This is a genomic window from Methyloversatilis sp. RAC08 (genome assembly GCF_001713355.1).
In the GTDB taxonomy this organism is placed as follows: domain Bacteria; phylum Pseudomonadota; class Gammaproteobacteria; order Burkholderiales; family Rhodocyclaceae; genus Methyloversatilis.
This window is the reverse complement of record NZ_CP016448.1, coordinates 181,453-205,891: the sequence shown is the minus strand read 5'-3', so window position 1 is coordinate 205,891 and position 24,439 is coordinate 181,453. Positions and strand designations below refer to the sequence as shown.

Here is a 24,439-nt window from a genome sequence, read left to right as displayed (position 1 = left end):
GACGTCGTTTCAGGCTTTTTCCCACACCATATAAGTATACGTACACATGCTCGCTTCCCGCGTGCCGCGTTCGCGGCGCCTTCCTTCCGCTGCCCTGCTGTGCGGCGGCATCGTCTGGGGTCTCATCTGGTATCCCTACCGCGTCATCGAGGCGGCCGGCATGGGTGGCGTCACGGCGACCTTCATCACCTACGCGCTGGCCTTCCTGTTCGGCCTGATTCCGCTGTGGCCGGTGCTGCGCAGGACGCGCCCCAGCTTGTGGCTGGTCGCGCTCGCGCTGGCTGCCGCCGGCACCAACCTCGGCTACGTGCTCGGCGCGCTCGACGGCGAGGTGATGCGCGTGCTGCTGCTGTTCTACCTGTCGCCACTCTGGACGGTGCTGCTGTCGCGCCTGCTGCTCGGCGAACGCCTGAGCCGCGTCGGCGCCGGCGTGATCGCGCTGTCGCTGGCCGGCGCCGTCGTCATGCTGTGGCGACCCGAACTGGGCCTGCCCTGGCCGCAGGGCTCGGCCGAATGGATGGGGCTGGGCGCCGGCATCTGCTTTGCCGGCGTGAACGTGATGGTGCGGCGCACCGCCCACATCGCCATCGAACAGAAGGTGATGGCGGTATTCCTCGGCGTCATCGCCGTCGCCCCGTTCGCCGCCTGGCTGCGCGGCGAGTCGCCGCTGAGCGAAATCGCCGCCATCGGCCCGGAAACCTGGGCCGTGCTCATCATCCTCGGCGGCGTGCTGGTGGTGGTGAATCTGGTCGTGCAGTACGGCATCACCTTCGTCAGCGCCAACGCCGCGATCGCGCTGTTCCTGTTCGAACTGGTCGTCGCCGCGCTGTCGTCGTGGTGGCTGGCGGGCGAGGCGATGGGCGTGAAGGAGTGGGTCGGTGGCGCGATGATCATCGCAGCCAGCCTGTTTTCCGGGCATCTGGAACCGGCCCAGGTCGCGCGCGATACGTCGGGTCGCGACCGTGAGGCGGCGTTGTTCAAGTAACGGGTGAGGGGGTGAAGCGCGGCGGCGTCAGATTCCGGTTGCCCATCTGATCAGCCAGAAACTTGCGATCAGCACCAGCAAACCGAGCCTTGCCCACGTCATTGCCGATACCCGGCGCTGCGGGAGAAAGGCGGGGCGACGCTTGTCCGGCGGTGGTTCATAACGGCCTTGTACCCAGTCGATCGCCTGATCCGGCGTCATCACGGCGGCAGATTCGCCGTCGATCACCAGGCCGTTGCAGCGCTTGGCAAGCACCGCCGAGGCGCATTGCGCAACCGCAAAATCCTTGTCAGACCGGCAGCTCAGCACGGCCAGCGAATCAAAGGGCCGAAGGCGTTTCCGGTTACCCGCCGAGAGCCCCAGGTGATCGGCCTCAGCCTGATCGAGCGGCCCGATGGAATATTCGAAGCCCGCGCGTGCGTCGGGGCAGGGCCAGTAACCGCTGGAAGTGTCGGGGCTCAGCGACGTATCGAGGTTCAAGGTGAGGCCGTGGCTGCGTGCGGTTGACGCCCAGTCTTCAGCGGTCGGCAGGTCTCGTCGGTTCAGAGCAACGTAGAGATCAAGACTCATGATGGACGGCGCCGGCCTTTGAGGGCTGGCCCGCCGCGATCGGTGCCGTCGGCCGGGGCCGATGCGTTACCCGCCGCGTCACGCTTCAGCTGCTCCTCCAGTGCTTCGATGGCGGGCTGAACGGTCGGGTGCTGCGCCGTCCACGTCCGGCCAATGACATCAGAAATACAGGTGTTGCGCAGCATCATGGGCAATGAACCGTCTTTGGCGGCGTTCAACAGATCATGGCAGGCGTGCATGACATGTTCGCTCGCGGCGGCGCCCGGCTCCCCAAGCTCGGCGTGCCATTCGCGCTGGACGGCCGCTATCAGCTTTCCGGCGGCATGCTCAAGCAATGATCGTTGTGTCGTCATGCCCGACGTTCCGGGTCAAGGAGTGTCTGAAAGTACTCGAAGCCCGTTGCAAACAAGACCGAATCGTCTGCCAAATCAGCCCCTCAACTTCGAGCCGCATCGTGCGCAATGCTGCGTCATGGCAGCAGAAAGAACCATGTGTGCCTTGGGCTTCTCCCCGCACATCCGGCATACCAGGCCGTACCTTGCGGCAACCCTTTGCTTCTGGCGCGCCACCCGGAAAATCAGGTAGCCGATGGTCCCGAAAAGCAGCCCCAGAAAAGCCGCGTCAAGCCAGACACCCTTGAATCCGGACCGCTCGTACACAAAGGCCAGCGGGACCAGCATCAGCAGGATGACCAGAAGCAGGTTGTCATTCCGCTTGCTGACCGACGCCAGATCCCGGTCGATGGCGCTCAGACGGGGATCATCCGAAATGTCCCCGTCTTCCTCGTCGTCGGGTCGGTCGTTGTTTTGCATGGCTATCGACGCTGCGCCCGAGTATCTGAACCGGTTGCAACCATGTGCGAAATCAGCCTGCTGAATCAACAGGCGCACGCTGCGGTCGCGCCACTATGAATATGTGGGGAAACCGCAGGGTCTGCCCCGTATTTGTTTGAAACCCGAGGCGGTTCACACCGTTTGTTGAACGCTGCGACATGGCTGCTTCCGATCGATTCGAGTGACGACAAAAGTCGGGTAAGCGCCTTGGCCTCAGCGCACACCCTTTAAAGACTGCCCCTTGACGCTACGAGTAACGGGGCAATTGACCACAATGTTCGTTACCTCGAGGGCAACTTCCCTTTTCTCCTCGGCTGCAAGCAGTTCTTCCTCGGATTTCAGTTCACGCTTGGTTGTCCGCTCTGCCCATCTGACCAGCACCACTCGCCAGAGTGGGCTGTAGCTTTGATCCTTGTTCTCGGCGCCCACGGGGTTGGGTGCAGACTGGAATACGCTGATCTGCTCTTCGTTGGGGAACTTGTATACGCGCTCAACGATGGACGACCCTCTTGGCAAGTCGAGCGCGGAAGCAAGGCTGGGGACATGGTTTGCCCCGATCATCTGGGCCATCGTTAAGTCAGAGATGTCAGTCGTGATGTACTCAACCATGCGGCCGTCGACCCAAGCTCTACTTAGAGGCAATACCGTTTCGGTACGACCGACATCGAAAATCGGGGAAGCGCATGCAGAAAGCAATGCAACAGCGATGGCGAAAAGAGGGGTAACGCGCATGACTGATTTATCTCTGGTGCCCGACGCAAATTTGGCGGCGAAGGTAGCTACGTGTAGTCACCTTCTTGATGCCGTGACGGCTTGATTGTGCTGGATTTCTGAGCGCTATTGAGAGAGGCCCAACGACGCTTTAGATAAACCCCTTCCCGGGGTAAGTTGCTGCGTCCGGCCTTCGCCGGCGTGAATTCATTCTTCGTCACTTCAACTCCGCGTTCGTCGTTTCATCGTCGTCTCCTGACGCCCGGTGCCGGCATTGCGTGCCAGCGCTCCGAGTGCCTGTTACGCCTGCCAGCTTACCTAATTTGCGTTCCCATGATGACCGAGCTTCTCCGTGAACTGGCTCGGCTCATCACCGGGCTCTGGCTCGCATCAGTGCTGCGTTTTCGTGCAGGCACCCTTGCCAGCCGTTACGCAGTTCTGGCGCGATGATGGTGGACAGGACCAGGGTTTCCTCAGGCTGGGCGTCGATCCATGCAATCACCCATGGATGGAGTGCTTGGCGCCGTCGATCGGACACGACGCACATGTCGAGCAGGATCATTCGAAGGTGATCGAGCGGGCTGGACGCGTGTCGCGCATCTGATCGACGAAGGCGAATTGGTCGTCGCTCCCACAGGCCGCTTTCACAGTACTGCTCCAATCAGGATCACTCCGATGGCTGGAGCAATCGAAGGGTGGGATCCGACGCTCAGCCGGCGGCGACGCCTGAAGGCGGAAGGTCCCGGGTGCTATCATTCGCCCCGTTTTCTGCCTTAATTCTTCCCTTCTGCCGCCGTCCCGTGCGACTGTCCAAACTCAAACTCGCCGGCTTCAAGACTTTCGTCGATCCGACCACCATCCTGATGCCCGGCCAGCTGGTCGGCGTCGTGGGGCCGAATGGCTGCGGCAAGTCCAACATCATCGATGCGGTGCGCTGGGTGCTCGGCGAGTCGCGGGCGTCGGCGCTGCGCGGCGATGCGATGACCGACGTTATCTTCAATGGCTCGGGCACGCGCAAGCCGGTCGGGCGGGCGTCGGTCGAACTGGTGTTCGACAATGATCAGGGCAGGGCGGCCGGGCAGTGGTCGCAGTACGCCGAAATCGCGGTCAAGCGGGTGCTGGAGCGCGACGGCCAGTCGGACTACTTCATCAACAACACGCGGGTGCGCCGGCGCGATGTGATCGACGTGTTCCTCGGTACCGGCCTGGGCCCGCGCGCCTACGCCATCATCGAGCAGGGCATGATCACCCGCATCATCGAGGCGCGGCCGGAAGAGCTGCGCGCCTTTCTTGAAGAGGCGGCCGGCATCACCAAATACCGGGAGCGGCGCCGCGAAACGCAGGGCCGGCTCGACGACGCGCGCGACAACCTGGTCCGGCTGGACGACATCGTCGGCGAACTGGGCAGCCGCATCGAGCGCTTGCAGAAGCAGGCCGAAGTCGCCGCCCGCCACACCGAACTGAATACGCGGCTGGTCGAGCGCCAGGCGCTGCTGTGGGCGCTGAAGCAGCGCGCCGCAGCGGCCGAAGCCGACACGCTGGCCGGCGACGCCGGCCGCATCGAGAACGACATCGAACGCGAAACCGCGGCGCTGCGCCACCACGAGGCGGCGCTGGAGCGCATCCGTACCGAACATTTCGCCAGTTCCGAGGCGGTGCATGCGGCGCAGGCCGAACTGCTGACCGCCAACGCGGAAGCCAGCCGGCTGGAAGACGATCTGCGTCGTGCGGCGGAAAACCGCCAGAAGCTCGCGGCGCGCATCGCGCACCTTGACGGCGAGGTGGCGAACTGGCGCGCGCGCATCGAAAGCATCGAAAGCGACACCGCGCGCTGGACCACGCTGGCCGAGCACGCCGCCCACCGCATCGAACAGGCCGAGGCGCGGCACGACACGACACGCGCGCTGCTGCCGGAAGCCGAAGCCGCGTTCCGGGAGGCGGAGCAGCAGGCGACCGAGGCGCGACGCGATCTGGCAGCGGTCGAACAGCAGCTCAAGGTGGAAGAAACCCATCGCGCGAACGCCGGCCGCATGCTGCATTCGCTGGCCGGTCGGCGCGAGCGCATCGCGCACGACGCCGCGCAACTGATCGAGCCGGACCGCGCGGCGCTGTCGCTGGCGCAGGCGCGGCTCGAAGAGTTGCAGTCGGCGGTCGATGCCGCGCAGCAGCGCATGCAGGCGGCGCAGATCGCCGTGCCGCAGCTGCAGGGTGCGGTGCGCAACGCACAGGACGCCGAACGCGCCACCACCCGCACGTTGACCGAAACCCGCGCCCGGCGCGACGCGCTGGTCGAGCTGCAGCGCAAGACGCAGAGCGACGGCAAGCTCGCGCCCTGGCTGGCGGCGCTCGGCCTGCAGGACGCGCAGCCGCTGTGGCAGGCCATCAAGGTCGATGCCGGCTGGGAGCTGGCGGTCGAAGCCGTGCTGCGCGAGCGCCTGGGCGCGCTCGACGCCGTCTCGCCCGATACGCTGGCTGCCGCCGCTGCGGCCGGCGCCGCACCGCAGACGCTGACCCTTGCGCTGCCGGGCGCCGACCCGCGCACGCCGCTGGCGGCCGACAGCCTGCGCCACCGCGTGCAGACGCTCGACGCGCGCTGGGACGCGCTGCTCGATCTGTGGCTCGGGCCGGTGGCGGCCGTCGAGGTGCTGGCGCTGCCGGCGCAGGTCAGTTCAGCACCAGGCGGTGCGGCACAGGTCGACCGCCAGGGCCGCGTCGCCCAGGGTGCGTCGCTCACGCTGTACGCGCCGGACGCGCGCACGCACGGCGTGCTCGAGCGCGCGCGCGACATCGAACAACTGGGCCGCGACATCGACAGGGCCGACGCCGCGCTGGCCGAGGCGCGCGAGGCGCTGCGCGAAGCCGAGGCGGCGCTGGCCGCGGCACACGAAGAACAGGCAGCGGCGCGGCGCGAGCAGCAGTCGCTGACCCAGGCGGCGCACAGCGCGCAGGTCGAACAGATCAAGCTCGGACAGGCGGTGTCGCGCTTCGACGAGCAGCGCGCCGCACTGGAACGCGACCGCGCCGAAGTGGATCAGGCGGAGCAGACCGAACAGGCGCATCTGGCGCGCGCCGAAATCGAGATCGAGCGCGCACGCGAACTGATCGACGTGCAGCGCAACCGGCTCGACGCCGCGCTGGAGGCGCACAAGAGCGCCGACGGTACGCTGCGCGAGGCGCGCTTTGCCGATCAGGCGGCGGCGCGCGAAGTGCAGGAAGCCGGCTTTTCTCAGCGCGAATGCGCCAGCCGGCTGACCGATCTGGCGAACAACCTGTCGGTCGCGCGCATCCAGCTCGAAAACGCCGAGCTCGAATGCGCGCTGCGGCGCGACGAATTCGCGCAGATCGACGAGCACAGCATCGACGCCACGCTGCAGCAGACGCTGGACGCGCGCCGCGCACGCGAACAGGTGCTGGCCACCTGCCGCGACGCGCAGGAAGGGCTGGCGGCGCAACTGCGCGACCTCGATGCGCAGCGCGCGCAGAGCGAACAGCGGCTGGCGCCGGCGCGCGAACGTCTGGCCGAGTGCCGGCTGAAGCAGCAGGCGGCGGCGCTGAACGCCGAACAGTTCGCGCAGCGGCTGGCCGAAATCACGCTGCCGGAAGGCCGGCTCGATGCGCTGGTCGCCGAAGGCGAACGCGAAAACGTGCGCGAAGGCAGTCTGAATGGTGAAATCGCCCGCCTGAACCGCGACATCGCGGCGCTGGGCGCGGTGAATCTGGCGGCGCTGGAAGAACTGACCCAGGCGGCGGAGCGCAAGGGCTATCTGGACATGCAGTCGGCCGACCTGCGCGAGGCCATCGGCACGCTGGAAGATGCCATCCGCAGCATGGACCGCGAAACCCGTGCCCTGCTCAAGGACACGTATGATCGCGTGAATACCGAGTTCGGCCGCATCTTCCCGGAGCTGTTCGGCGGTGGCGAGGCGCGGCTGGTGATGACCGGCGATGAAATTCTGGACGCCGGGCTGCAGGTGTTCGCACAGCCGCCGGGCAAGCGCAATGCGTCGATCCAGCTGCTGTCGGGAGGTGAAAAGGCGCTGACCGCGACCGCGCTGGTGTTCGCGCTGTTCCAGCTCAATCCGGCGCCGTTCTGCATGCTGGACGAGGTCGATGCGCCGCTCGACGACACCAACACCGAACGCTTCTGCGAAATGGTCAAGCGCATGTCGGCGGCCACGCAGTTCGTGTTCATCAGCCACAACAAGATCACGATGGAAATGGCGCAACAACTGGTGGGCGTCACGATGCAGGAGCGCGGGTGTTCGCGCGTGGTCGAGGTCGACATGGAACAGGCGCTGAAGCTGCGCGATGAAGCGCTCAGCGTCTGAAAAAACATAAAGAGGAAGGTCAACAATGCAACTGACTGAACTGCAGATCGGATTGATCGCACTGGGCGTGGCGGGCATCGGGGCAGTGGTCGGCTACAACATGTGGCAGGAAAAGCGCCACCGCCAGACCGCCGAACGTGCACTGGGCGAAGCCCATGCCGACGTGCTGATCGACCCGCCGGATGCGCCGCCGCGGCGCGTCGAACCCACGCTTGATTTCGACCTGAGCGACGATGCCGCGCCGATGTCCGATCCGTCGGCCACGCAGCCGGTGCGCCGCGAGGCGCAGGCGCCGATGCTGGCAGACGATCCGGTGACCGACATCACCGAGCCGCTGATGCCGGACGCCGACCGCACGGTGGCGCAGTGGGCCGTGGATGTCCCGACCGATGTTCCGACGGCTGCCCCGGCCGAGCCGATGGCCGACGGCTGGGCCGATCGGCAGGTGGAAGAGCTGATCACGATCGAATTCGAGGCGCCGGTGGCCGCGACCGAATTCCAGCGCACCTGGAATGACCTCACCCAGACGCTCGCCGTGACCATGCGCCTGCGCGGCCGCGACGAGCACGCGGGCCGCTGGTTGCCGCTGACCGCGCAGACCGCGGGCGCGCTGTCGAAGGTCGAACTGGCGGTGCAACTGGCCGACCGGCGCGGTGCGCTGTCGGACGCGTCGGTGTCGGCACTGGCCCATGCGCTGCAGGGCGTGGCCGACCGCTTTCTGGCGGTGGTGCATTTTCCGGATGTGCGCGAGCTGCTCGGCCGGGCGCGTGAGCTGGACAGTTTCGCCGCGTCGGTCGACGTGCAGATCGGCCTCAATCTGGTGGCCGGCGAGTCGCTGATTTCCGGCACCAAGCTGCGCGGTCTGGCCGAGGCGCAGGGCTTCACGCTGAGCGGTGGCCAGTTCCATGCGCGAGATGATGTCGGCAACACGCTCTACACGCTGTGCAGCCTCGATGCCGAACAGTTTTCGGCCGACACGATGAAGGCGCTGCAGACCCAGGGCGTCACGCTGCTGCTCGACGTGCCGACCGTGGCCGACGGCGCGCGCCAGTTCGACCGCATGGTCATGGTGGCCGAACAGTTCGCGCACACCCTGGGCGCCAAGGTGGTGGACGACAACCGGCAGCCGCTGTCGCCGGCCTCGCTCGCGCTGATCCGCGGCAAGGTGGCCGAATTCCAGGGCCGCATGACCCAGTTCGGCATCAAGCCGGGCAGCGAATCGGCGAGCCGGCTGTTCAGCTGATGCCGTCTGTCGAATCGGCCACCGAGCGCGCCGCCGCGCTGCGCGCGCAGATCGCCCGGCACGACCGCCTGTATTACGAGCTGGATGCACCGGAGATTCCCGACGCCGAGTACGACCGGCTGTTCCGTGAATTGCAGGCGCTGGAAGCCGAACACCCGGCGTTGCGCACGCCCGATTCACCGACGCAGCGCGTCGGCGGCAAGCCGCTGCCGGCCTTCGCACCGGTGCGCCATGTCGTGCCGATGCTGTCCATCCGCACCGAAACCGACACCGAATCGACCGGCGCGCTGAATTTCGACGCGCGCGTGCGGCGCGAACTGAAGCTGGACGACACGCAGCCGCCGGTCGAGTACGCAGCCGAACTGAAATTCGATGGTCTGGCGATCAATCTGCGCTACGAGCGCGGCGTGCTGGTGCTGGCCGCCACGCGCGGCGACGGTGAAACCGGTGAGGACGTGACGCAGAACGTACGCACCATTCACGAGGTACCGCTGACCCTGGTGCCGCAGTTGCCCTCACCTCCGCCTTCACAGCGGCCTTCGCTGTTCGACGCGCCCGGCTTGCCCGAGGTGCTTGAAGTGCGCGGCGAGGTCTACATGCGGCGCGACCGATTCGATGCCTTCAACCTGCGCGCCGACGCGGCGGGCGAGAAGACGCTGGTCAATCCGCGCAATGCCGCAGCGGGCAGCATCCGTCAGCTCGACCCGGCCATCGCGGCGCGGCGACCGCTGTCGTTCTTCGCCTATGGCCTCGGCGAGGTGCAGGGCTGGACGGTGCCGGCCACCCATGCCGGCGTGCTCGACGCGCTCGCCGCCTTCGGCCTGCCGGTGTGCGAACACCGCGCGGTCTGCAGCGGCGCCGAGGCGCTGGCCGCCTTTCACGCGCGCATCGCCGAGGCGCGACCGGGTCTGCCGTTCGACATCGACGGTGTTGTATACAAGGTGAACAGCCTGGCGCTGCAGCAGAAGCTCGGCTTCGTCACGCGCGAGCCGCGCTGGGCGGTGGCGCACAAATACCCGGCGCAGGAAGCGCTGACCACGGTGCAGGACATCGAGGTGCAGGTCGGCCGCACCGGCAAGCTGACGCCGGTGGCGCGGCTGGCGCCGGTGTTCGTCGGCGGCGTGACGGTCACCAATGCCACGCTGCACAACGAATCGGAAATACGCCGCAAGGACGTTCATGTCGGCGATACCGTCGTCGTGCGCCGTGCCGGCGACGTGATTCCCGAAGTCGTGTCGGTGTTGTCGGACAGACGGCCGCCGCACGCGCGGGCATTCTCCATGCCGATGAACTGCCCGGTGTGCGGCTCCGACGTGGTGCGCGAAGAAGGCGAAATCGATCACCGCTGCACCGGAGGTCTGTACTGCGCAGCGCAGCGCAAGCAGGCCCTGCTGCATTTCGCCGGCCGGCGGGCGATGGATGTCGAGGGGTTGGGCGACAAGCTGGTCGAACAGCTGGTCGACGGCGGCCTGATCCGCAGCCTGCCCGACCTGTACCGGCTGGGTGTGCTGAAGCTGGCCGAACTGGACCGCATGGCGGACAAGTCGGCCGAAAATCTGGTGGCCGCGCTGGAAAAGTCGAAGACGACGACGCTCGGCCGCTTCCTGTTCGCGCTCGGCATCCGCCATGTCGGCGAGGCGACGGCGAAGGATCTGGCGCGTCATCTGGGCAGTATGGACCGCATCATGGATGCCAGCGAAGCCGAACTGGCGCAGGTGCCGGACGTCGGGCCGGTGGTCGCGGCGAGCATCCACCGCTTTTTCGCGCAGCCGCACAACCGCGAAGTGGTCGAACAGCTGCGGGCCTGCGGCATCGTGTGGGAAGAGGGCGAAATGCAGGTGGCCAGCGGCCCGCTGGTCGGCAAGACCGTGGTGCTGACCGGCACGCTGCCGACGCTGTCGCGCGACGAGGCGAAGGATATGCTCGAGGCGGCCGGGGCGAAAGTGGCCGGTTCGGTATCGAAAAAGACGGACTTTGTGGTGGCCGGCACGGATGCCGGCTCCAAACTCACAAAAGCGCAAGAACTGGGTATTACCATCCTCGATGAATCCGGGCTGCTGTCGCTGCTCGGCAACAGGGAGTCATAAGTAGATGAAATCAGTACGCAAAGCGGTATTTCCGGTGGCAGGCCTCGGCAGCCGTTTCCTGCCTGCAACCAAGGCGAATCCGAAGGAAATGCTGCCGGTGGTCGACAAGCCGCTGATCCAGTACGCGGTGGAAGAGGCGGTGGCCGCCGGGTGTACCGACCTGATCTTCATCACCGGCCGCACCAAGCGTTCGATCGCCGACCACTTCGACAAGGCCTACGAGCTGGAACACGAGCTCGAAATGAAGCAGAAGACCGCATTGCTGGCGCTGTGCAACACGGTGCCCAAGCACGTCAATTGCATCTACATCCGCCAGTCGGAACCGCTTGGTCTGGGCCATGCCGTGCTGTGCGCCGCACCGGTGGTCAATGACGAGCCCTTCGCAGTGCTGCTTGCCGACGATCTGATCGATGGCGAGCCGCCGATCCTGAAGCAGATGACCGACATTTTCGATCGCTTCGGCCGCTCCATCCTTGGCGTGCAGCAGGTGCCGCGCAGCCAGACCGCGAGCTACGGCATCGTCAGCACGGATGCCGACGTCGGCGGGCTGTATGGCGTGACCGGCATCGTCGAGAAGCCGCAGCCGGAAGTCGCCCCGTCGACACTGGCCGTGGTGGGTCGCTACATCCTGACGCCGAGCATTTTTGATCACCTGCGCGCCCTGACGCCGGGTGCCGGCGGCGAACTGCAGCTGACCGACGCGATCGCCGCGCTGCTGGGCGAGGAAGCCGTGCTGGCCTATCCGTTCAAGGGGAAGCGTTACGACTGCGGCTCCAAGCTCGGTTATCTGCAGGCCACGGTCGAACTGGCGCGCAAGCATCCGGAAGTCGGCGCCGCGTTCTCGGCCTGGCTGGACGCGCAGCACGCTGCAGCCGCCGACGCTGCGTGAGCCGTCTCGCCGATGCCCAGGCGCTGCTCGACGGCGCCGAGCTGATCTGCGACGCGACGCAGGTCGACGCCGCAGTCGCCCGTCTGGCGGGTGAAATCACGGCAGCACTGGGCGACAGCTATCCGCTTGTGCTGTCGGTCATGGGCGGCGCCGTGGTGTTCGCCGGCAACCTGCTGCCGCAACTCGCCTTTCCGCTCGATTTCGATTATGTGCATGTCACGCGCTATGGCGATGCCACGCAGGGCGGCGCGCTGCGCTGGATCAGCGAACCGCGCATCCCGGTCGCCGGACGCACCGTGCTGGTTCTGGACGACATCCTCGACGAGGGCATCACGCTGGCCGCGATACGCCGCCACCTGCTCGACGCCGGAGCGCAACGCTGCCTGACCGCCGTGTTTTCCGACAAAATGATCGGGCGGTCCAAGCCGATCAAGGCCGACTTCACCGGACTCGAACTGCCGGATCGCTATGTTTTCGGATACGGCATGGACGTGCGCGGTGCCTGGCGCAACCTCCCGGCCATTTACGCACTCAGGGAGTAGGCGATGGCCGAAGCGCTGCCGGTGTTTCTTGACGTCGAAGCGTCCGGCTTCGGCGCCGGCAGCTACCCGATCGAGGTCGGCTGCATCCTGCCGGATGGCCGCACGATCTGCTGCCTGGTTCGCCCGCCGGCCGACTGGCGGCACTGGGACCAGAGCGCCGAGGCGGTTCATCACATCACGCGCGAAGTGCTCATGCAGCACGGTCTGCCGATAGAAGATGTCGTCTGCCGTCTCGACGAGGCGCTGCGTGGCAAGGATGTGTTCAGCGACGCCTGGGGCAATGACTACGCGTGGATTTCGCGCCTGTACGATGAAGCGGGCAGGGTGCCGCGCTTTCACCTGCGCAGCCTGCGCGAACTGCTGAGCGAGTCACAGGCGGCGCGCTGGCACGAGGTGAAGAAGGAAGTCAGCGACGAACTGCGTACCACGCGGCACCGTGCCAGCAATGATGCGCGGGTGCTGCAGGCGGCGTACGCGCGTCTGTGTGCCGAACCGAAACCGGTGTGCAGCGGCCCGCAGTGACCGCGCCCGCCGGGTGCGCGATGGACAAAAAAAGGAGCGCCTGAGCGCTCCTTTTTTCATTGCATGCCTTGAAATATCAGGCGTCGTCGCGCGAGGCGCGCTTGCGCTCGTGTTCCTTCAGGTGGCGCTTGCGCAGGCGGATGTTCTTCGGCGTGATTTCGACCAGTTCGTCGTCGGCGATGAATTCGATCGCTGATTCCAGCGTCAGCGAGATCGGCGGTACCAGGCGCACGGCTTCGTCGGTACCCGATGCGCGCACGTTGGTCAGCTGCTTGCCCTTGATCGGGTTCACCACCAGGTCGTTGTCGCGCGAATGGATGCCGATGATCATGCCTTCATACAGCACGTCGCCGGGACTGACGAACATGCGGCCGCGGTCCTGCAGGTTCCACAGCGCGTACGCCACGGCTTCGCCGTCGTTCTGCGAAATCAGCACACCGTTACGCCGCTCCGACATGGCGCCGGCGACCGGGCCGTAGTCGTCGAACACGTGGCTGGCCACACCGGTGCCGCGGGTCAGGTTCAGGAATTCGCCCTGGAAGCCGATCAGGCCGCGCGCCGGAATGCGGTACTCGATGCGCACCCGGCCCTTGCCGTCCGGCTGCATGTCCTGCAGTTCGCCGCGGCGCCGACCCAGTTCTTCCATCACACCGCCCTGGTGCGTTTCTTCGACGTCGACGGTCAGCAGTTCGTACGGCTCGCTCTTGACGCCGTCGATCTCCTTGAACACCACGCGCGGGCGACCCACTGCCAGTTCGTAGCCTTCGCGGCGCATCGTTTCCAGCAGGATGGTCAGATGCAGTTCGCCGCGACCCGACACGAGGAATACGTCCGAATCCTCGGTGTATTCAACACGCAGCGCGACGTTCTTCAGCAGTTCCTTTTCCAGCCGCTCGCGGATCTGGCGGCTGGTGACGTACTTGCCTTCACGACCGGCCTGCGGCGACGCGTTCACCATGAAATTCATCGTCAGCGTCGGCTCGTCGACCGCGATCGGCTTCAGCGGGGCCGGCGATTCCGGGTCGCAGATCGTGACGCCGATATTCACCTGGTCGATGCCCGATACCAGCACGATGTCGCCGGCGCTGGCCGATTCGGCCTGCGTGCGCTCCAGACCCTTGAAGGTCAGCACCTGGCCGACCTTGGCCTTGCCGCGCAGCTCGTCGCCGTAATACACGGCGACTTCCTGGTTCGGCTTGATGCGGCCGCGCGTGATGCGGCCGATGCCGAGCTGGCCGATGTAGGTCGAGTAGTCGAGCGAACAGACCTGCAGCTGCAGCGGGCCGTCTTCATTGACTTCCGGCTGCGGCACGTTGTCGAGGATGGCCTGGAACAGCGGACGCATATTGGTGCCCGGCGTGCTCGAATCGAGCATCGCAAAGCCATTCAGCGCCGACGCGAACACGACCGGAAAGTCGAGCTGCTCTTCGGTTGCGCCCAGTTTGTCGAACAGGTCGAAGGTGTGGTTGATCACCCAGTCCGGGCGGGCGCCCGGGCGGTCGATCTTGTTCACCACGACGATGGGCTTGAGACCGAGCGCGAGCGCCTTGCGGGTCACGAAGCGCGTCTGCGGCATCGGGCCTTCGACGGCATCGACCAGCAGCAGCACGCCATCGACCATCGACAGCACACGCTCGACCTCGCCGCCGAAATCGGCGTGGCCCGGGGTGTCAACGATATTGATGTGGGTGCCTTCGAACTCGATCGCGCAATTCTTCGACAGGATCGTGATGCCACGTTCCTTTTCGAGATCGTTTGAATCCATCACCCGCTCCGAAACCTGCTGGTGCGATGCGAAGGTGCCGGACTGGCGCAGCAGCTGGTCGACCAGCGTGGTCTTGCCATGATCGACGTGCGCGATGATGGCGATGTTGCGTATGGAGCGGGACATAGGAATGGTGCAGCGCAATAAGAAAAACACGCAAGTATAGCACAGCACACAAGCCTTTTCCGGTGTCCCACCGTGTCTGACCGGGCGTCCTTTCCCTGTCCGACCTGCAGGTGCGACATTCACGGGCCTCGCAGCTGTCGGATTTCATTACATCTGGATGGCCAGGTGGGAGTCATCTGCCCGCAGTGCGCCTCGCCGTGTCGGGGGCACGCTTATTGCTGCCTGCTTGTCCGCTTCACGATTGGTGTGTGCGCGTTGGCACACGCAGCGACGTCGCGCAGGCGGGAAGGGCGCCGGAGGTGAGCACCCTACCTACGGATGGCCGTGTGAATCTGCATAGCACGCTTCCCTTTCTGCGCTGCAGCAGCGTCAGCGTGCGTCCTCGCCGAGGTGAAGTCGTCGCCGCAACAGGCGCGCGCGTCCGCGCGGCCTGCATTTCTGGTTGAAAGGGTAGGCAATGAGTTTCAGGCTCAAAAGGACATGCGCAACGGCAGTGATCGCTCTCGGGTTGGCGTCGGCGGGAACGGCGCACGCCGCATCGGCAAGCGCGACGCTGGAATGGTTCAGCTTCGACACGCGCGTGATTGCGCTGGCCGACGTCGTGCCGGTCTTTATGCCCGGCAGCGATTTCTGGAGTGGTGCCCATGTCAATCTGTTCAATGGCGCACAACAGTTCGCGTTGGACAGCGATGACTGGACGAGCGACCTGTCGGCATCATTGACCGGGGCGACGGCCACGATCGCCGGTGCCGAGGTGCCGGCGAAAGCCGGCAGTTTCGACGTCAATCCGCAGGAGTTGCTGTGGGCGGGCGTCGATGGCACGACTGCTGCCGGCGCCGAAACCCAGCGGACGATCGACTTCATGCTCGGCGCGCAGACCCTGGTGCTGTTCTCGGTCGACTATCGGCTTGCGGTCGACACGACCGGGCTCAATCCGATGACCTCATTCGTGAACACCTATGCATCGCTGTTCGGCTTTGCCAATGGCGAAAGCTTCCAGGCGCTGGTGCAGGCCGGCAGCTCGATTCCGGCCGACAACGGTGTCCGGCAGGGCCGGCTGGTGCTTGCGGTCGCCAACGCGAGCGATGACGAGAAATCGTTCGTCCTCAGCGCCACATCAGCCGCCTATATCTATGCGCCTGTACCCGAGGCAGACAGCAGCGTGATGTTCATCGCCGGTCTGCTGCTGCTCGGTGGGATGCTTGTCCGCCGTCGTCAGACCGCACTCGCGTAAGGCGTCTTGCCGCACTCACTCGCCCGGTGAAAGCCGGGCCTTTTTCCGCCTGATAGACTGCGTGACCCGGGACAAAGGAGTGCATTCATGCTGGCGATCATCGGCGGCAGCGGTCTGACGCAGCTGGCCAATCTTGATGTCACCCGTCGCGAAGTGGTGCGTACGCCCTATGGCGAGCCCTCCGGCCCGCTGACCTTCGGCCGGCTGGCCGGGCGCGATCTGGTGTTCATTGCACGCCACGGCTACGGTCACACCATTGCGCCGCACCGCGTGAATTACCGCGCCAACATTTCGGCGCTGCGCAGCGTCGGCGTGACACGCATCGTGTCGGTCGCCTCGGTCGGCGGCATACGTGAGGACCTCGGGCCGGGCACGCTGGTCGTGCCGGACCAGATCATCGACTACACCTGGGGCCGTCACAGCACCTTCTTCGATGGCCACGATGGCCAGGTGAAGCACATCGATTTCACCGAGCCGTACGACGCCGCCCTGCGCCAGGCGCTGCTCGACGCCGCCGCGCGGGCCGGCGAGCAGGTCGTCGATGGTGCCGTCTATGCCGCAACCCAGGGGCCGCGGCTGGAGACAGCGGCGGAAATCAACCGGCTGGAGGGCGACGGTGCGCACGTCGTCGGCATGACCGGCATGCCCGAAGCGGCGCTGGCGCGTGAGGCCGGTCTGGCCTACGCGGCGATCAATGTCGTGGTGAATCACGCAGCGGGTCGCGGCGATTCGCTGCACGGCATTGAAATGTCGGCCATCGAGGACATGCTGCAGGAGGCGATGACGCGCGTTCGCCGCCTGCTGGAAGCCCTGTGCGCGAACGGGGAGTGCGCATGATCCGCGACATCCTGCGCATGGGTGATCCGCGCCTGCTGCGCGTAGCGCAGCCGGTCAGCCGCTTCAACTGCCCGGAACTCGATGCGTTGGTGCAGGACCTGATCGACACCATGGAAGCGGCCGACGGCGCCGGGCTTGCGGCGCCGCAGATCGGTGTCGACCTGCGCGTCGTCGTGTTCGGCGGCTCGCCGTCGGTGCGCTATCCGGAGGCACCGGTCGTGCCATTCACCGTGCTGGTCAATCCGGAGCTGACGCCGCTCGGCAAGGATATGGAAGAGGGCTGGGAAGGCTGCCTGTCGGTGCCCGGCCTGCGCGGCGTCGTCGCGCGTCATGCCAGGCTGCGCTACAGCGGCTTCGATCCGCAGGGCACCTTGATCGAGCGCGAGGTCGATGGCTTTCACGCCCGGGTGGTGCAGCACGAGTGCGACCATCTCGATGGCGTGCTGTACCCGATGCGGGTACATGACTTCAGCCGGTTCGGCTTTACCGCCGTGCTGTTTCCCGATCAGGACGCCAGCGACGACTGAGCGGCTGCGCGCTGCGCGGCCCAGACCTCGAATTCGGCTGCTGGCAGCGGCTTGCTGAACAGGTAGCCCTGCACGCATTCGCAGCCCAGATTGCCGAGGAAGGCGAGCTGGGCGTCCGTTTCAACGCCTTCCGCGACCACGCTGAGGCCGAGATTCTGCGCCAGGCTGATCGTCGCTGCGCAGATGGCCGCGTCGTCCGGATCGCTTTCGATGTCCTTCACGAACGAGCGGTCGATCTTCAGTCGCTGCAGCGGCATCAGTTTCAGATGGCTCAACGATGAATAGCCGGTTCCGAAATCGTCGATCGCCAGTTCGACGCCCAGCTCGCGCAACTGGCCGAGCATGCGAAGGGTGGCGTCAGGGTTGTCCATGGCCACACTTTCGGTGATTTCCAGTTCGAGATCGCCCGGGCGCAGGTCGTGCCGGATCAGCGTGTCCTCGACCAGGTGCAGCAGGTTCTTCGAGCGCAGCTGGCGTGCCGACAGATTGACCGACACGCGCAGTTTCAGGCCCTGGTCCTTCCAGCGGCTCAGCTGCCAGCAGGCTTCCTGCAGGATCCATTCGCCGAGCTTGATGATGAGGTCGCTCTCTTCGGCGATCGGTATGAAGCTGTTCGGCGGGACCAGTCCGCGCTCCGGGTGCTGCCAGCGCACGAGCGCCTCCACGCCGACCAGCCGGCCGCTGGCCACTTCGATCTGCGGCTGGTAGTGCAGCACGAACTGACGGGTTTCGATCGCGTGGTGCAGGCTACCCTGCAGCGCCAGCCGCTCGCTGGCATTGGCCGACATGCTCTGGTCGAAGAACTGGTAGTTGTTCCGGCCCGCAGCCTTCGCGTGGTACATCGCGGTGTCCACGTTGCGCAGCAGGGTATCGACCGAGGTGCCGTCGTTCGGGAACACGCCGATGCCGACGCTGGGCGTCGAATGCAGCCGGTAGGCCTCGACCTGGTAGGGCGCCGACAGCGCCGACACGATCTTTTCCGCCACGGCCGCAGCCGTGAGCGTCGACGCCATGTCGGTTACCAGTACGACGAATTCGTCACCGCCCAGCCGCGCCACCACATCGCTCAGGCGCACGCAGCAGAGCAGCCGCTGCGCGACATCGACCAGCAGCGCGTCACCCACGTGATGACCGAGCGTGTCGTTGATGTCCTTGAAGTGGTCCATGTCTATCATCATCACGGCGATCAGCGTGCCATGCCGGCGCGCTTCGGCCATGGCCTGTTCCATGCGGCCCTGCAGGCTGAGCCTGTTCGGAAGCCCGGTCAGCGCGTCGTGGTGAGCCAGATGGTGGATCTTGCGTTCTGCGGCCTTGCGTTCGCTGATGTCGCTGAAGGAGTGTACGTAATGGACGTCGCCGCCCTGCTCGCCGACCGGGTAGATGCTGAGTCGCTTCGGATAGGTTTCGCCATCGGCGCGTCGGTCATCGAGTTCGCCCGACCAGTCGCCACCGGCGTCGATGCGTTGCACGAAAGACGCGTGACTCGAAGCGTCGTAAGGCGTCGACACCACAGCGGACGCCAGCTTGCCGAGCACCGCTTCGCGCGTCTGGCCGGTGAGTTTTGAAAACGCCGGATTGACCGACACGATGCGATCGCCTTCGTCGGTCACCACGATGGCTTCGTTCGAACTTTCGATCACGCTGGCGGCCAGCGACAGATCGGCGTCTCTCAGATGGATGCGCCGTATCTGCAACTGCCCGAGCCCGAGCAAGCCGGCGATCGCAAGCGAAACCAGGCTGCCGGCCATCCATATGTTGATGACGCGGGTGTCCTGCAGCGCGCCGCGCCAGCCGCCGATCGGCACAGCGGCCAGCTGCCAGCGCGCGTTGTCCGGCAGCACGACGTCGACCTTGACCGGGTCGAGGCTGAAAATGTCCGGATCGCCATGGATGACCTCGCCGGCCGCGCCCATGCCGTCACGACCGCGCAGGGCGTAGCGGACGTTCTGGTCGGCATCGAGCAGACCGCTCGCCTTGAGCAAGGTGTCAAAGTGCAGCACGATGGACGCCAGTCCCCAGTACTTCTCTGGGCTGCCGTCTCCTGCAGGCAGATAGATCGGAAAGCGGTTGATCAGTCCGACGCCCCCCTGCACCAGCTCGAGCGGGCCGGCGAGCACGAAGCGCCGGCTTTCCATCATCTTGAGTACCGCATCGCGTTGCGCCGGATGGTCCAGATAGCGCAGGCCCAGCGCCGCTTCGTTGCCGGCGAGCGGATGGACGAAGCGCAGCACGTTGTCGGGTGCCAGAGCGATGCTGCGCACGTGGCGTCCGTAGGCCAGCATGCGTTCGCTGACCCGGTAGAAGGCATCTTCCGTGATGGTGGGGTTGGCTGCCACGTAGCTGACCAGGCCGAGTGACAGGTGGGCAGCGCTATTGATTTCGCTCTCCAGCCGCGCCCGTACTACGCCGATTTGTGCAGCCACTTCGTCGCGCTGGCGCTGCAGCATCTGATCGGCCTCGACATCTGCGATGTAGGCGGTCAGCGCCAGTCCGGACAGCAGCGCGACGAGGGCGACCGCAAGCGGCTTGCTCCGGTCAAGCAGGGACAGGCGACGCGGTTTGTACGTGGAGAAACTCAACGATCAGGTCCGGTTCGTGCGGAAACTTTTTCAGGGCGCGATCGAGCGCCTGCGCGCGGTCTATATCGGGTGTCCGGGGCGATGTCTGAATGGGGCGTGTGGCGCGGGGCGTCGATTCTCGTCATGCAGAACAGCAGCACTAGAGAATAGCGAGTTCTCCGAGCAGTTCCTGTTCGAGCCGGATCAGGGTCGTGCTTTTTTCCAGTTCGGCACCGGAAACGAGGAACACGTCTTCCACCCGGTCGCCGAGGGTGGTGATCTTGGCCGTATGCAGATTGATGTGGTGCGCGGCCAGCACGCGGGCCACCGAGTAGAGCAGGCCTGGCCGGTCGGCGGCCGTCACGTGCATGATGTGGTGCTGCTTGCGTTCGTCCGGCTTGATCAGCACTTCGGGCGTGATCGGGAAGTGCCTGACCTCGCGCGACAGCCGGCCGGTGACGGGCTGCTCGGCCAGCGTCTGGTTCTGCAGCCGTTCGGCCAGCCCGGTTTCGATCAGCGCAATCATGTCGCGCGAATTCAGGTGCCGGTTCGGATCGAGCAGGATGAAGCTGTCCAGCGCGTGCCGGTCGGTCGTGGTGTGGATCTTGGCATCGGCGATGCTGTAGCCGAGCCGGCCGAAGAAGCCGCACAGCCGCATGAACAGATCGGGCTGATCGGGCGCATAGACCATCACCTGCAGGCCGTCGCCGACCTGGTTGGGCCGCGCCTTGACGACCGGCGTGCTGGCGTTGGCCTGGAAATAGAGCATGCGCGTGTGCCAGGCGATTTCGTCCGCCTCGTGCCGCATGAAGTAGACGGTGTCGAGCCTGGCCCAGAACTCGTTTTCGATGCCTTCGCGCAGGCCGAAGTAGCGCAGCAGGTGGCGTGCTTCTTCCTGCCGGTCCGGGCTGCCGGAGGCGCCAGGGCTTTCGCCCTGCAGCGCGCGCAGGGTCGAGAAGTACAGATCTTCCAGCAGCTTGCCGCGCCACGCGTTCCACACCTTGGGGCTGGTGCCGCGGATGTCCGCATGGGTCAGTATGTACAGCGCCGTCAGGCGGCGTTCGGTCCGCACGAGTGCGGCGAAGGCACGGATGGTGTCGGGATCGGACAGATCCTGCTTCTGCGCGACCGACGACATCGACAGGTGGTGCTCGACCAGAAACACCACCAGATCCGCGTCTTCCGCATCGATGCCGTGCTGTATGCAGAACTGGCGTGCGTCGCGCATGCCCAGCTGCGAATGGTCGCCGCCGCGGCCCTTCGCGATGTCGTGGAACAGCGCCGACAGGTAGAGCAGCCAGCGCCGTTCGAACGCGGTGATCAGCCGCGACAGCAGAGGGTATTCATGCGCGTGCTCGGCCATCGTGAAGCGACGCACGTTGCGCATCACCTGCAGGATATGCTGATCGACGGTGTAGACATGGAACAGGTCGTGCTGCATCTGGCCGACGATGCGGCCGAAGGCGGGCAGGTAGCGACCCAGAATGCCGTACTGGTTCATGCGGCGGATTTCATGCACCAGGCCGCGCGTCTGCTGGAACAGCGACAGGAACAGCATGCGGTTCTTCGGGTCGCGCCGGAACTTCGCATCGATCAGGCGGCGCGCCCGCCACAATGCGCGCAGCGTGCGCGCCGTCATGCCCTTGAGCTCGCGGTGCGTCTGCAGCAGCGTGAAACATTCGAGCAGCGCGCTCGGTGTGTTTTCGAACACGTCCTCCGACACCACGTCGAGCAGTTCGCGACTGGACTGGAAGCGTGCGTTGATCGGCTGCACGACGGTGTCGTCGGACGGGAACAGCGCAGCCGAAATGTTCTGCAGCAGGATGGTGTTCAACTGCGTGATCATCTTCGCGCTGCGGTAATAGCGCTGCATGAACACTTCGGAGGCGCGGCGCGTCGGTGTGGCAGGCATGCCGAATGCCGCAGCGAGCGCTTCCTGGTGGTCGAAGATCAGCCGGTCTTCGCGCCGGCGTGCGATCAGATGCAGGCGGACCCGGGTATCGCGCATGAAGCGTTCGATCCGGTGCAACTGGCGCGATTCGGTCGGAGTGATCAGACCGCGCGCAGCCAGTTCGGCCCAGGTCGAGCCGAATCGGCTGGCGCGCGCGATCCACTGGATCACCTGCAGATCGCGCAGCCCGCCGGGGCTCTCCTTGCAGTTCGGCTCCAGGCTGTAGGGGGTTTCCTGATAGCGTTGGTGGCGTTCGTCCTGCTCCAGGCGCTTGGCCTTGAAAAAGCTGCCCGGATCGAGTTGGGTTGCCAGCGCCTGGCTCAGCTCGCGGAACATGCCGCGGGAGCCAGCCAGCAGACGCGCTTCGAGCAGCGTCGTTTCGACCGTGATGTCGCGCGACGCCTCGTCGACGCACTGGGCCACCGAACGCACGCTGTGGCCGATGTCCAGTCCGATGTCCCACAGCAGCCCGACCAGCATTTCCAGCCGCGCCTCGGTGTCCGGCGACAGTTGCGGCGGGGTCAGGAACAGCAGATCGACGTCCGACGCCGGATAGAGCTCGCCGCGACCGTAGCCGCCGACAGCGACCAGCGCCGCCGTGCGCGGCATGCCGGCCGCCGCCCAGAGTTGGCGCAGGGCGGCATCGACGGCGCGGGCGCGGTCACGCAGCAGGCGCTGACTGTTGCCGTCACGCTCGAACGTTTCACGCAGGCGCTGCTGGGCAGCCGACAGTTCGGCACGCAGCGTGGCCGCAAGCAGGCGCAGCGCGTCGGTGCCGGCCGGGGTATCCACCCGTCAGGCCGCTCCGCGGACGTCGCCGATCAACGCAGGTGGCGGTGGGCAGCCATCGGATACCGTCAGCACCTCGTATCCTTCTTCGGTGACGACAACCGTATGCTCCCACTGCGCAGAAAGCGTGCGGTCGCGCGTGACGATGGTCCAGCCATCCGCCAGCTCGGACACGGCGGCACGGCCGGCATTCACCATCGGCTCGATCGTGAAGATCATGCCGGGCTGCAGTTCCATGCCGGTGCCGGGTTTGCCGTAATGGAGCACCTGCGGATCCTCGTGGAACTTGCGGCCGATGCCGTGACCGCAGAATTCGCGCACCACCGAAAAGCCGTTCGTTTCGGCATGCCGCTGGATCACGTGACCGATATCTCCCAGGCGCGCGCCCGGCCGCACGCGGGAAATGCCGAGCCAGAGACATTCGAAGGTGATCTGGCACAGCCGGCTGGCCTGCTTGCTGACCTCGCTGCCGACCATGAACATGCGGCTGGTGTCGCCGTGAAAGCCGTCCTTGATCACCGTGATGTCCAGATTGACGATGTCGCCCTTCTTCAGGGCACGCGGAGCCGGTACGCCGTGACACACGACATGGTTGACCGACGTGCAGATCGACTTCGGGAACGGGCTGTAGCCCGGCGGCGCATAGTTGAGCGGCGCCGGGATGGTTTTCTGCTCATTCACCATGTAGTCATGGCACAACCGGTCAAGTTCTTCCGTCGTGATGCCGGGCTGGACATGCGGTTCGATGAAATCGAGCACCTCGGACGCCAGTCTGCACGCGACGCGCATGCTTTCGATTTCTTCCGCAGTCTTGATGGTGACGCTCATAGGAGTAACGGCTCTTCGAATACGCTTGGGGACCGCTCAGGTTAGCCGAAGCGCCCGACGGCGGCAAACGCTTGCATGCTGGAGCGCTTGAGTTTGTTGCAGTGCGGCTGCTAGAATCATGGGCTGTTTGATTCCAGTACCTTTCCGGTACGTCAGACAAATCCACACGCCCGGTGCTGCCGTCGATTCGGCAGCTCGACCGATAGGGTGCGTAGCCGGAAGTTGCGGCTGCGAACACGGCCGGGCGGAGGTTAAACCCTGATCGGAGACTTCAATGTCCGTATCCATGCGTGAAATGCTGGAGGCGGGTGTCCATTTCGGACATCAGACCCGCTTCTGGAACCCCAAGATGGCCCCGTACATTTTCGGCCATCGCAACAAGATCCACATCATCAACCTCGAAAAGACGGTTGCCCGCTACAACGAGGCAATGGCCTTCATTCGCCGGATGTCGTCCAACAAGGGCACCGTCCTGCTGGTTGGTACCAAGCGCCAGGCCCGCGAAATCGTGGCCGAAGAAGCACAGCGCGCAGGCGTGCCGTATGTCGACGAGCGCTGGCTCGGCGGCATGCTGACCAACTTCAAGACGCTGAAGCTGTCGGTCAAGCGTCTGAAGGACCTCGAGCAACTGGTCGAGGACGGCAGCATGGAGCGCATGCCGAAGAAGGAAGCTCTGGTGTTGCAGCGCGAGCTGATCAAGCTGCAGAAGAGCATCGGCGGCATCAAGAACATGAACGGCCTGCCGGATGCGCTGTTCGTGATCGACGTCGGTTTCCACAAGATTGCCATCACCGAAGCCAACAAGCTCGGCATTCCGGTGATTGCCGTGGTCGATACCAATCACTCGCCGCTCGGCGTGGACTACGTGATTCCGGGCAACGACGACTCGAGCCGTGCCATTCGCCTGTACGCATCGGGCGTGGCAGACGCCATCCTGGAAGGCCGCAACAGTGCCGCCCAGGAACTGGTTGCGCAGCTCAAGGGCGACGACGAATTCGTCGAAGTCGAAGCCGAAGCGGAACCGCAGGCCTGATGAACCGTCCCGGCGGCCGCTCGCGCGGTCGTCGGGTGTTTGACGAATTGCACGAACAGCAGATGGAAGGCGGGAATCAGC

20 protein-coding genes are annotated in these 24,439 nt (G+C 65.4%); 11 read left to right on the top strand and 9 right to left on the bottom strand.

The window, feature by feature from the left end; translation table 11 throughout:
- Positions 1-46 precede the first annotated feature (46 nt).
- Positions 47-985: a DMT family transporter gene (locus BSY238_RS00975; RefSeq protein ID WP_069037501.1), complete on the top strand. Its 939-nt coding sequence runs from the start codon at positions 47-49 to the stop codon at positions 983-985.
- A 27-nt stretch (positions 986-1,012) separates the two neighbouring features.
- On the opposite strand, the gene BSY238_RS00970 is transcribed toward BSY238_RS00975, so the two are convergent.
- The 5 genes from BSY238_RS00970 to BSY238_RS18235 all read right to left on the bottom strand — a co-directional run bounded on the left by BSY238_RS00970 (position 1,013) and on the right by BSY238_RS18235 (position 3,661).
- Entirely contained in the window at positions 1,013-1,555 is a 543-nt protein-coding gene (locus BSY238_RS00970; RefSeq protein ID WP_069037500.1) for a hypothetical protein, read from the bottom strand.
- The gene (locus tag BSY238_RS17880; RefSeq protein WP_190295040.1) at positions 1,552-1,908 is read right to left on the bottom strand and encodes a hypothetical protein; all 357 of its coding nucleotides are present in this window, start codon (positions 1,906-1,908) and stop codon (positions 1,552-1,554) included. Before BSY238_RS17880 ends, BSY238_RS00970 begins: the two co-directional genes overlap by 4 nt.
- Positions 1,909-1,983: 75 nt before the next feature.
- Positions 1,984-2,367: a hypothetical protein gene (locus BSY238_RS00960; protein ID WP_069037498.1), complete on the bottom strand. Its 384-nt coding sequence runs from the start codon at positions 2,365-2,367 to the stop codon at positions 1,984-1,986.
- Between the two features lie 234 nt (positions 2,368-2,601).
- On the bottom strand, positions 2,602-3,120 hold the full coding sequence (locus BSY238_RS00955) for a DUF7482 domain-containing protein (RefSeq protein WP_069037497.1): 519 nt from the start codon (positions 3,118-3,120) through the stop codon (positions 2,602-2,604).
- A 349-nt stretch (positions 3,121-3,469) separates the two neighbouring features.
- Positions 3,470-3,661 carry a type II toxin-antitoxin system VapC family toxin gene (locus BSY238_RS18235; protein ID WP_150123852.1) on the bottom strand — a complete coding sequence of 64 codons (192 nt, stop codon included), beginning with the start codon at positions 3,659-3,661 and terminating at the stop codon, positions 3,470-3,472.
- Between the two features lie 238 nt (positions 3,662-3,899).
- Between BSY238_RS18235 and smc the strand changes: the two genes are divergently transcribed.
- From smc to BSY238_RS00925, 6 genes are read left to right on the top strand one after another with little or no spacing between them, the layout of a single operon-like run.
- Entirely contained in the window at positions 3,900-7,427 is a 3,528-nt protein-coding gene (smc, locus tag BSY238_RS00950) for a chromosome segregation protein SMC (protein WP_069037496.1), read from the top strand.
- 25 nt (positions 7,428-7,452) lie between these two features.
- A complete protein-coding gene (locus BSY238_RS00945) occupies positions 7,453-8,670 on the top strand; it encodes a cell division protein ZipA C-terminal FtsZ-binding domain-containing protein (RefSeq protein WP_069037495.1) in 1,218 nt (405 codons plus the stop codon).
- On the top strand, positions 8,670-10,757 hold the full coding sequence (gene ligA / locus BSY238_RS00940; RefSeq protein WP_069037494.1) for an NAD-dependent DNA ligase LigA: 2,088 nt from the start codon (positions 8,670-8,672) through the stop codon (positions 10,755-10,757). Before BSY238_RS00945 ends, ligA begins: the two co-directional genes overlap by 1 nt.
- A 4-nt stretch (positions 10,758-10,761) precedes the next feature.
- On the top strand, positions 10,762-11,646 hold the full coding sequence (gene galU, locus BSY238_RS00935) for a UTP--glucose-1-phosphate uridylyltransferase GalU (protein WP_069037493.1): 885 nt from the start codon (positions 10,762-10,764) through the stop codon (positions 11,644-11,646).
- Positions 11,643-12,188, top strand: a complete 546-nt coding sequence (locus tag BSY238_RS00930; protein ID WP_069037492.1) for a hypoxanthine-guanine phosphoribosyltransferase — start codon at positions 11,643-11,645, stop codon at positions 12,186-12,188. The genes galU and BSY238_RS00930 overlap by 4 nt, the downstream gene beginning before the upstream one ends.
- A 3-nt stretch (positions 12,189-12,191) precedes the next feature.
- Positions 12,192-12,710, top strand: a complete 519-nt coding sequence (locus BSY238_RS00925) for a 3'-5' exonuclease (RefSeq protein ID WP_069037491.1) — start codon at positions 12,192-12,194, stop codon at positions 12,708-12,710.
- A 76-nt stretch (positions 12,711-12,786) separates the two neighbouring features.
- Here BSY238_RS00925 and typA read toward each other — a convergent pair whose 3' ends face one another.
- Positions 12,787-14,601: a translational GTPase TypA gene (gene typA / locus BSY238_RS00920; protein ID WP_069037490.1), complete on the bottom strand. Its 1,815-nt coding sequence runs from the start codon at positions 14,599-14,601 to the stop codon at positions 12,787-12,789.
- A gap of 493 nt (positions 14,602-15,094) precedes the next feature.
- On the opposite strand from typA, the gene BSY238_RS00915 reads away from it, so the two are divergent.
- The 3 genes from BSY238_RS00915 (at position 15,095) to def (ending at position 17,199) form a co-directional block, all read left to right on the top strand.
- Positions 15,095-15,835, top strand: coding sequence for a hypothetical protein (locus BSY238_RS00915; protein WP_069037489.1), 741 nt, complete (start codon positions 15,095-15,097; stop codon positions 15,833-15,835).
- Positions 15,836-15,922: 87 nt separating this feature from the next.
- Positions 15,923-16,672, top strand: a complete 750-nt coding sequence (locus BSY238_RS00910) for an S-methyl-5'-thioinosine phosphorylase (protein WP_069037488.1) — start codon at positions 15,923-15,925, stop codon at positions 16,670-16,672.
- The gene (gene def, locus BSY238_RS00905; protein ID WP_069040360.1) at positions 16,669-17,199 is read left to right on the top strand and encodes a peptide deformylase; all 531 of its coding nucleotides are present in this window, start codon (positions 16,669-16,671) and stop codon (positions 17,197-17,199) included. The genes BSY238_RS00910 and def overlap by 4 nt, the downstream gene beginning before the upstream one ends.
- On the opposite strand, the gene BSY238_RS00900 is transcribed toward def, so the two are convergent.
- From BSY238_RS00900 to map, 3 genes are all read right to left on the bottom strand, one after another.
- Positions 17,178-19,778, bottom strand: a complete 2,601-nt coding sequence (locus BSY238_RS00900) for a bifunctional diguanylate cyclase/phosphodiesterase (protein WP_069037487.1) — start codon at positions 19,776-19,778, stop codon at positions 17,178-17,180. The two genes, def and BSY238_RS00900, sit on opposite strands and share 22 nt — an antisense overlap.
- Before the next feature lie 139 nt (positions 19,779-19,917).
- Positions 19,918-22,500: a [protein-PII] uridylyltransferase gene (locus tag BSY238_RS00895; RefSeq protein ID WP_069037486.1), complete on the bottom strand. Its 2,583-nt coding sequence runs from the start codon at positions 22,498-22,500 to the stop codon at positions 19,918-19,920.
- A 3-nt stretch (positions 22,501-22,503) separates the two neighbouring features.
- A complete protein-coding gene (map, locus tag BSY238_RS00890) occupies positions 22,504-23,325 on the bottom strand; it encodes a type I methionyl aminopeptidase (RefSeq protein ID WP_069037485.1) in 822 nt (273 codons plus the stop codon).
- A 274-nt stretch (positions 23,326-23,599) separates the two neighbouring features.
- Here map and rpsB point away from each other — a divergent pair, with 274 nt between their 5' ends.
- Positions 23,600-24,358: a 30S ribosomal protein S2 gene (gene rpsB / locus BSY238_RS00885; protein ID WP_069037484.1), complete on the top strand. Its 759-nt coding sequence runs from the start codon at positions 23,600-23,602 to the stop codon at positions 24,356-24,358.
- Positions 24,359-24,439 lie beyond the last annotated feature (81 nt).

Coding starts and splice junctions, on each gene's coding strand:
- BSY238_RS00975 (WP_069037501.1), top strand. CDS start 47: ATGCTCGCTTCCCGCGTGCCGCGTTCGCGGCGCCTTCCTTCCGCTGCC.
- BSY238_RS00970 (WP_069037500.1), bottom strand. CDS start 1,555: ATGAGTCTTGATCTCTACGTTGCTCTGAACCGACGAGACCTGCCGACC.
- BSY238_RS17880 (WP_190295040.1), bottom strand. CDS start 1,908: ATGACGACACAACGATCATTGCTTGAGCATGCCGCCGGAAAGCTGATA.
- BSY238_RS00960 (WP_069037498.1), bottom strand. CDS start 2,367: ATGCAAAACAACGACCGACCCGACGACGAGGAAGACGGGGACATTTCG.
- BSY238_RS00955 (WP_069037497.1), bottom strand. CDS start 3,120: ATGCGCGTTACCCCTCTTTTCGCCATCGCTGTTGCATTGCTTTCTGCA.
- BSY238_RS18235 (WP_150123852.1), bottom strand. CDS start 3,661: ATGATCCTGCTCGACATGTGCGTCGTGTCCGATCGACGGCGCCAAGCA.
- BSY238_RS00945 (WP_069037495.1), top strand. CDS start 7,453: ATGCAACTGACTGAACTGCAGATCGGATTGATCGCACTGGGCGTGGCG.
- ligA (WP_069037494.1), top strand. CDS start 8,670: ATGCCGTCTGTCGAATCGGCCACCGAGCGCGCCGCCGCGCTGCGCGCG.
- galU (WP_069037493.1), top strand. CDS start 10,762: ATGAAATCAGTACGCAAAGCGGTATTTCCGGTGGCAGGCCTCGGCAGC.
- BSY238_RS00925 (WP_069037491.1), top strand. CDS start 12,192: ATGGCCGAAGCGCTGCCGGTGTTTCTTGACGTCGAAGCGTCCGGCTTC.
- typA (WP_069037490.1), bottom strand. CDS start 14,601: ATGTCCCGCTCCATACGCAACATCGCCATCATCGCGCACGTCGATCAT.
- BSY238_RS00910 (WP_069037488.1), top strand. CDS start 15,923: ATGCTGGCGATCATCGGCGGCAGCGGTCTGACGCAGCTGGCCAATCTT.
- def (WP_069040360.1), top strand. CDS start 16,669: ATGATCCGCGACATCCTGCGCATGGGTGATCCGCGCCTGCTGCGCGTA.
- map (WP_069037485.1), bottom strand. CDS start 23,325: ATGAGCGTCACCATCAAGACTGCGGAAGAAATCGAAAGCATGCGCGTC.
- rpsB (WP_069037484.1), top strand. CDS start 23,600: ATGTCCGTATCCATGCGTGAAATGCTGGAGGCGGGTGTCCATTTCGGA.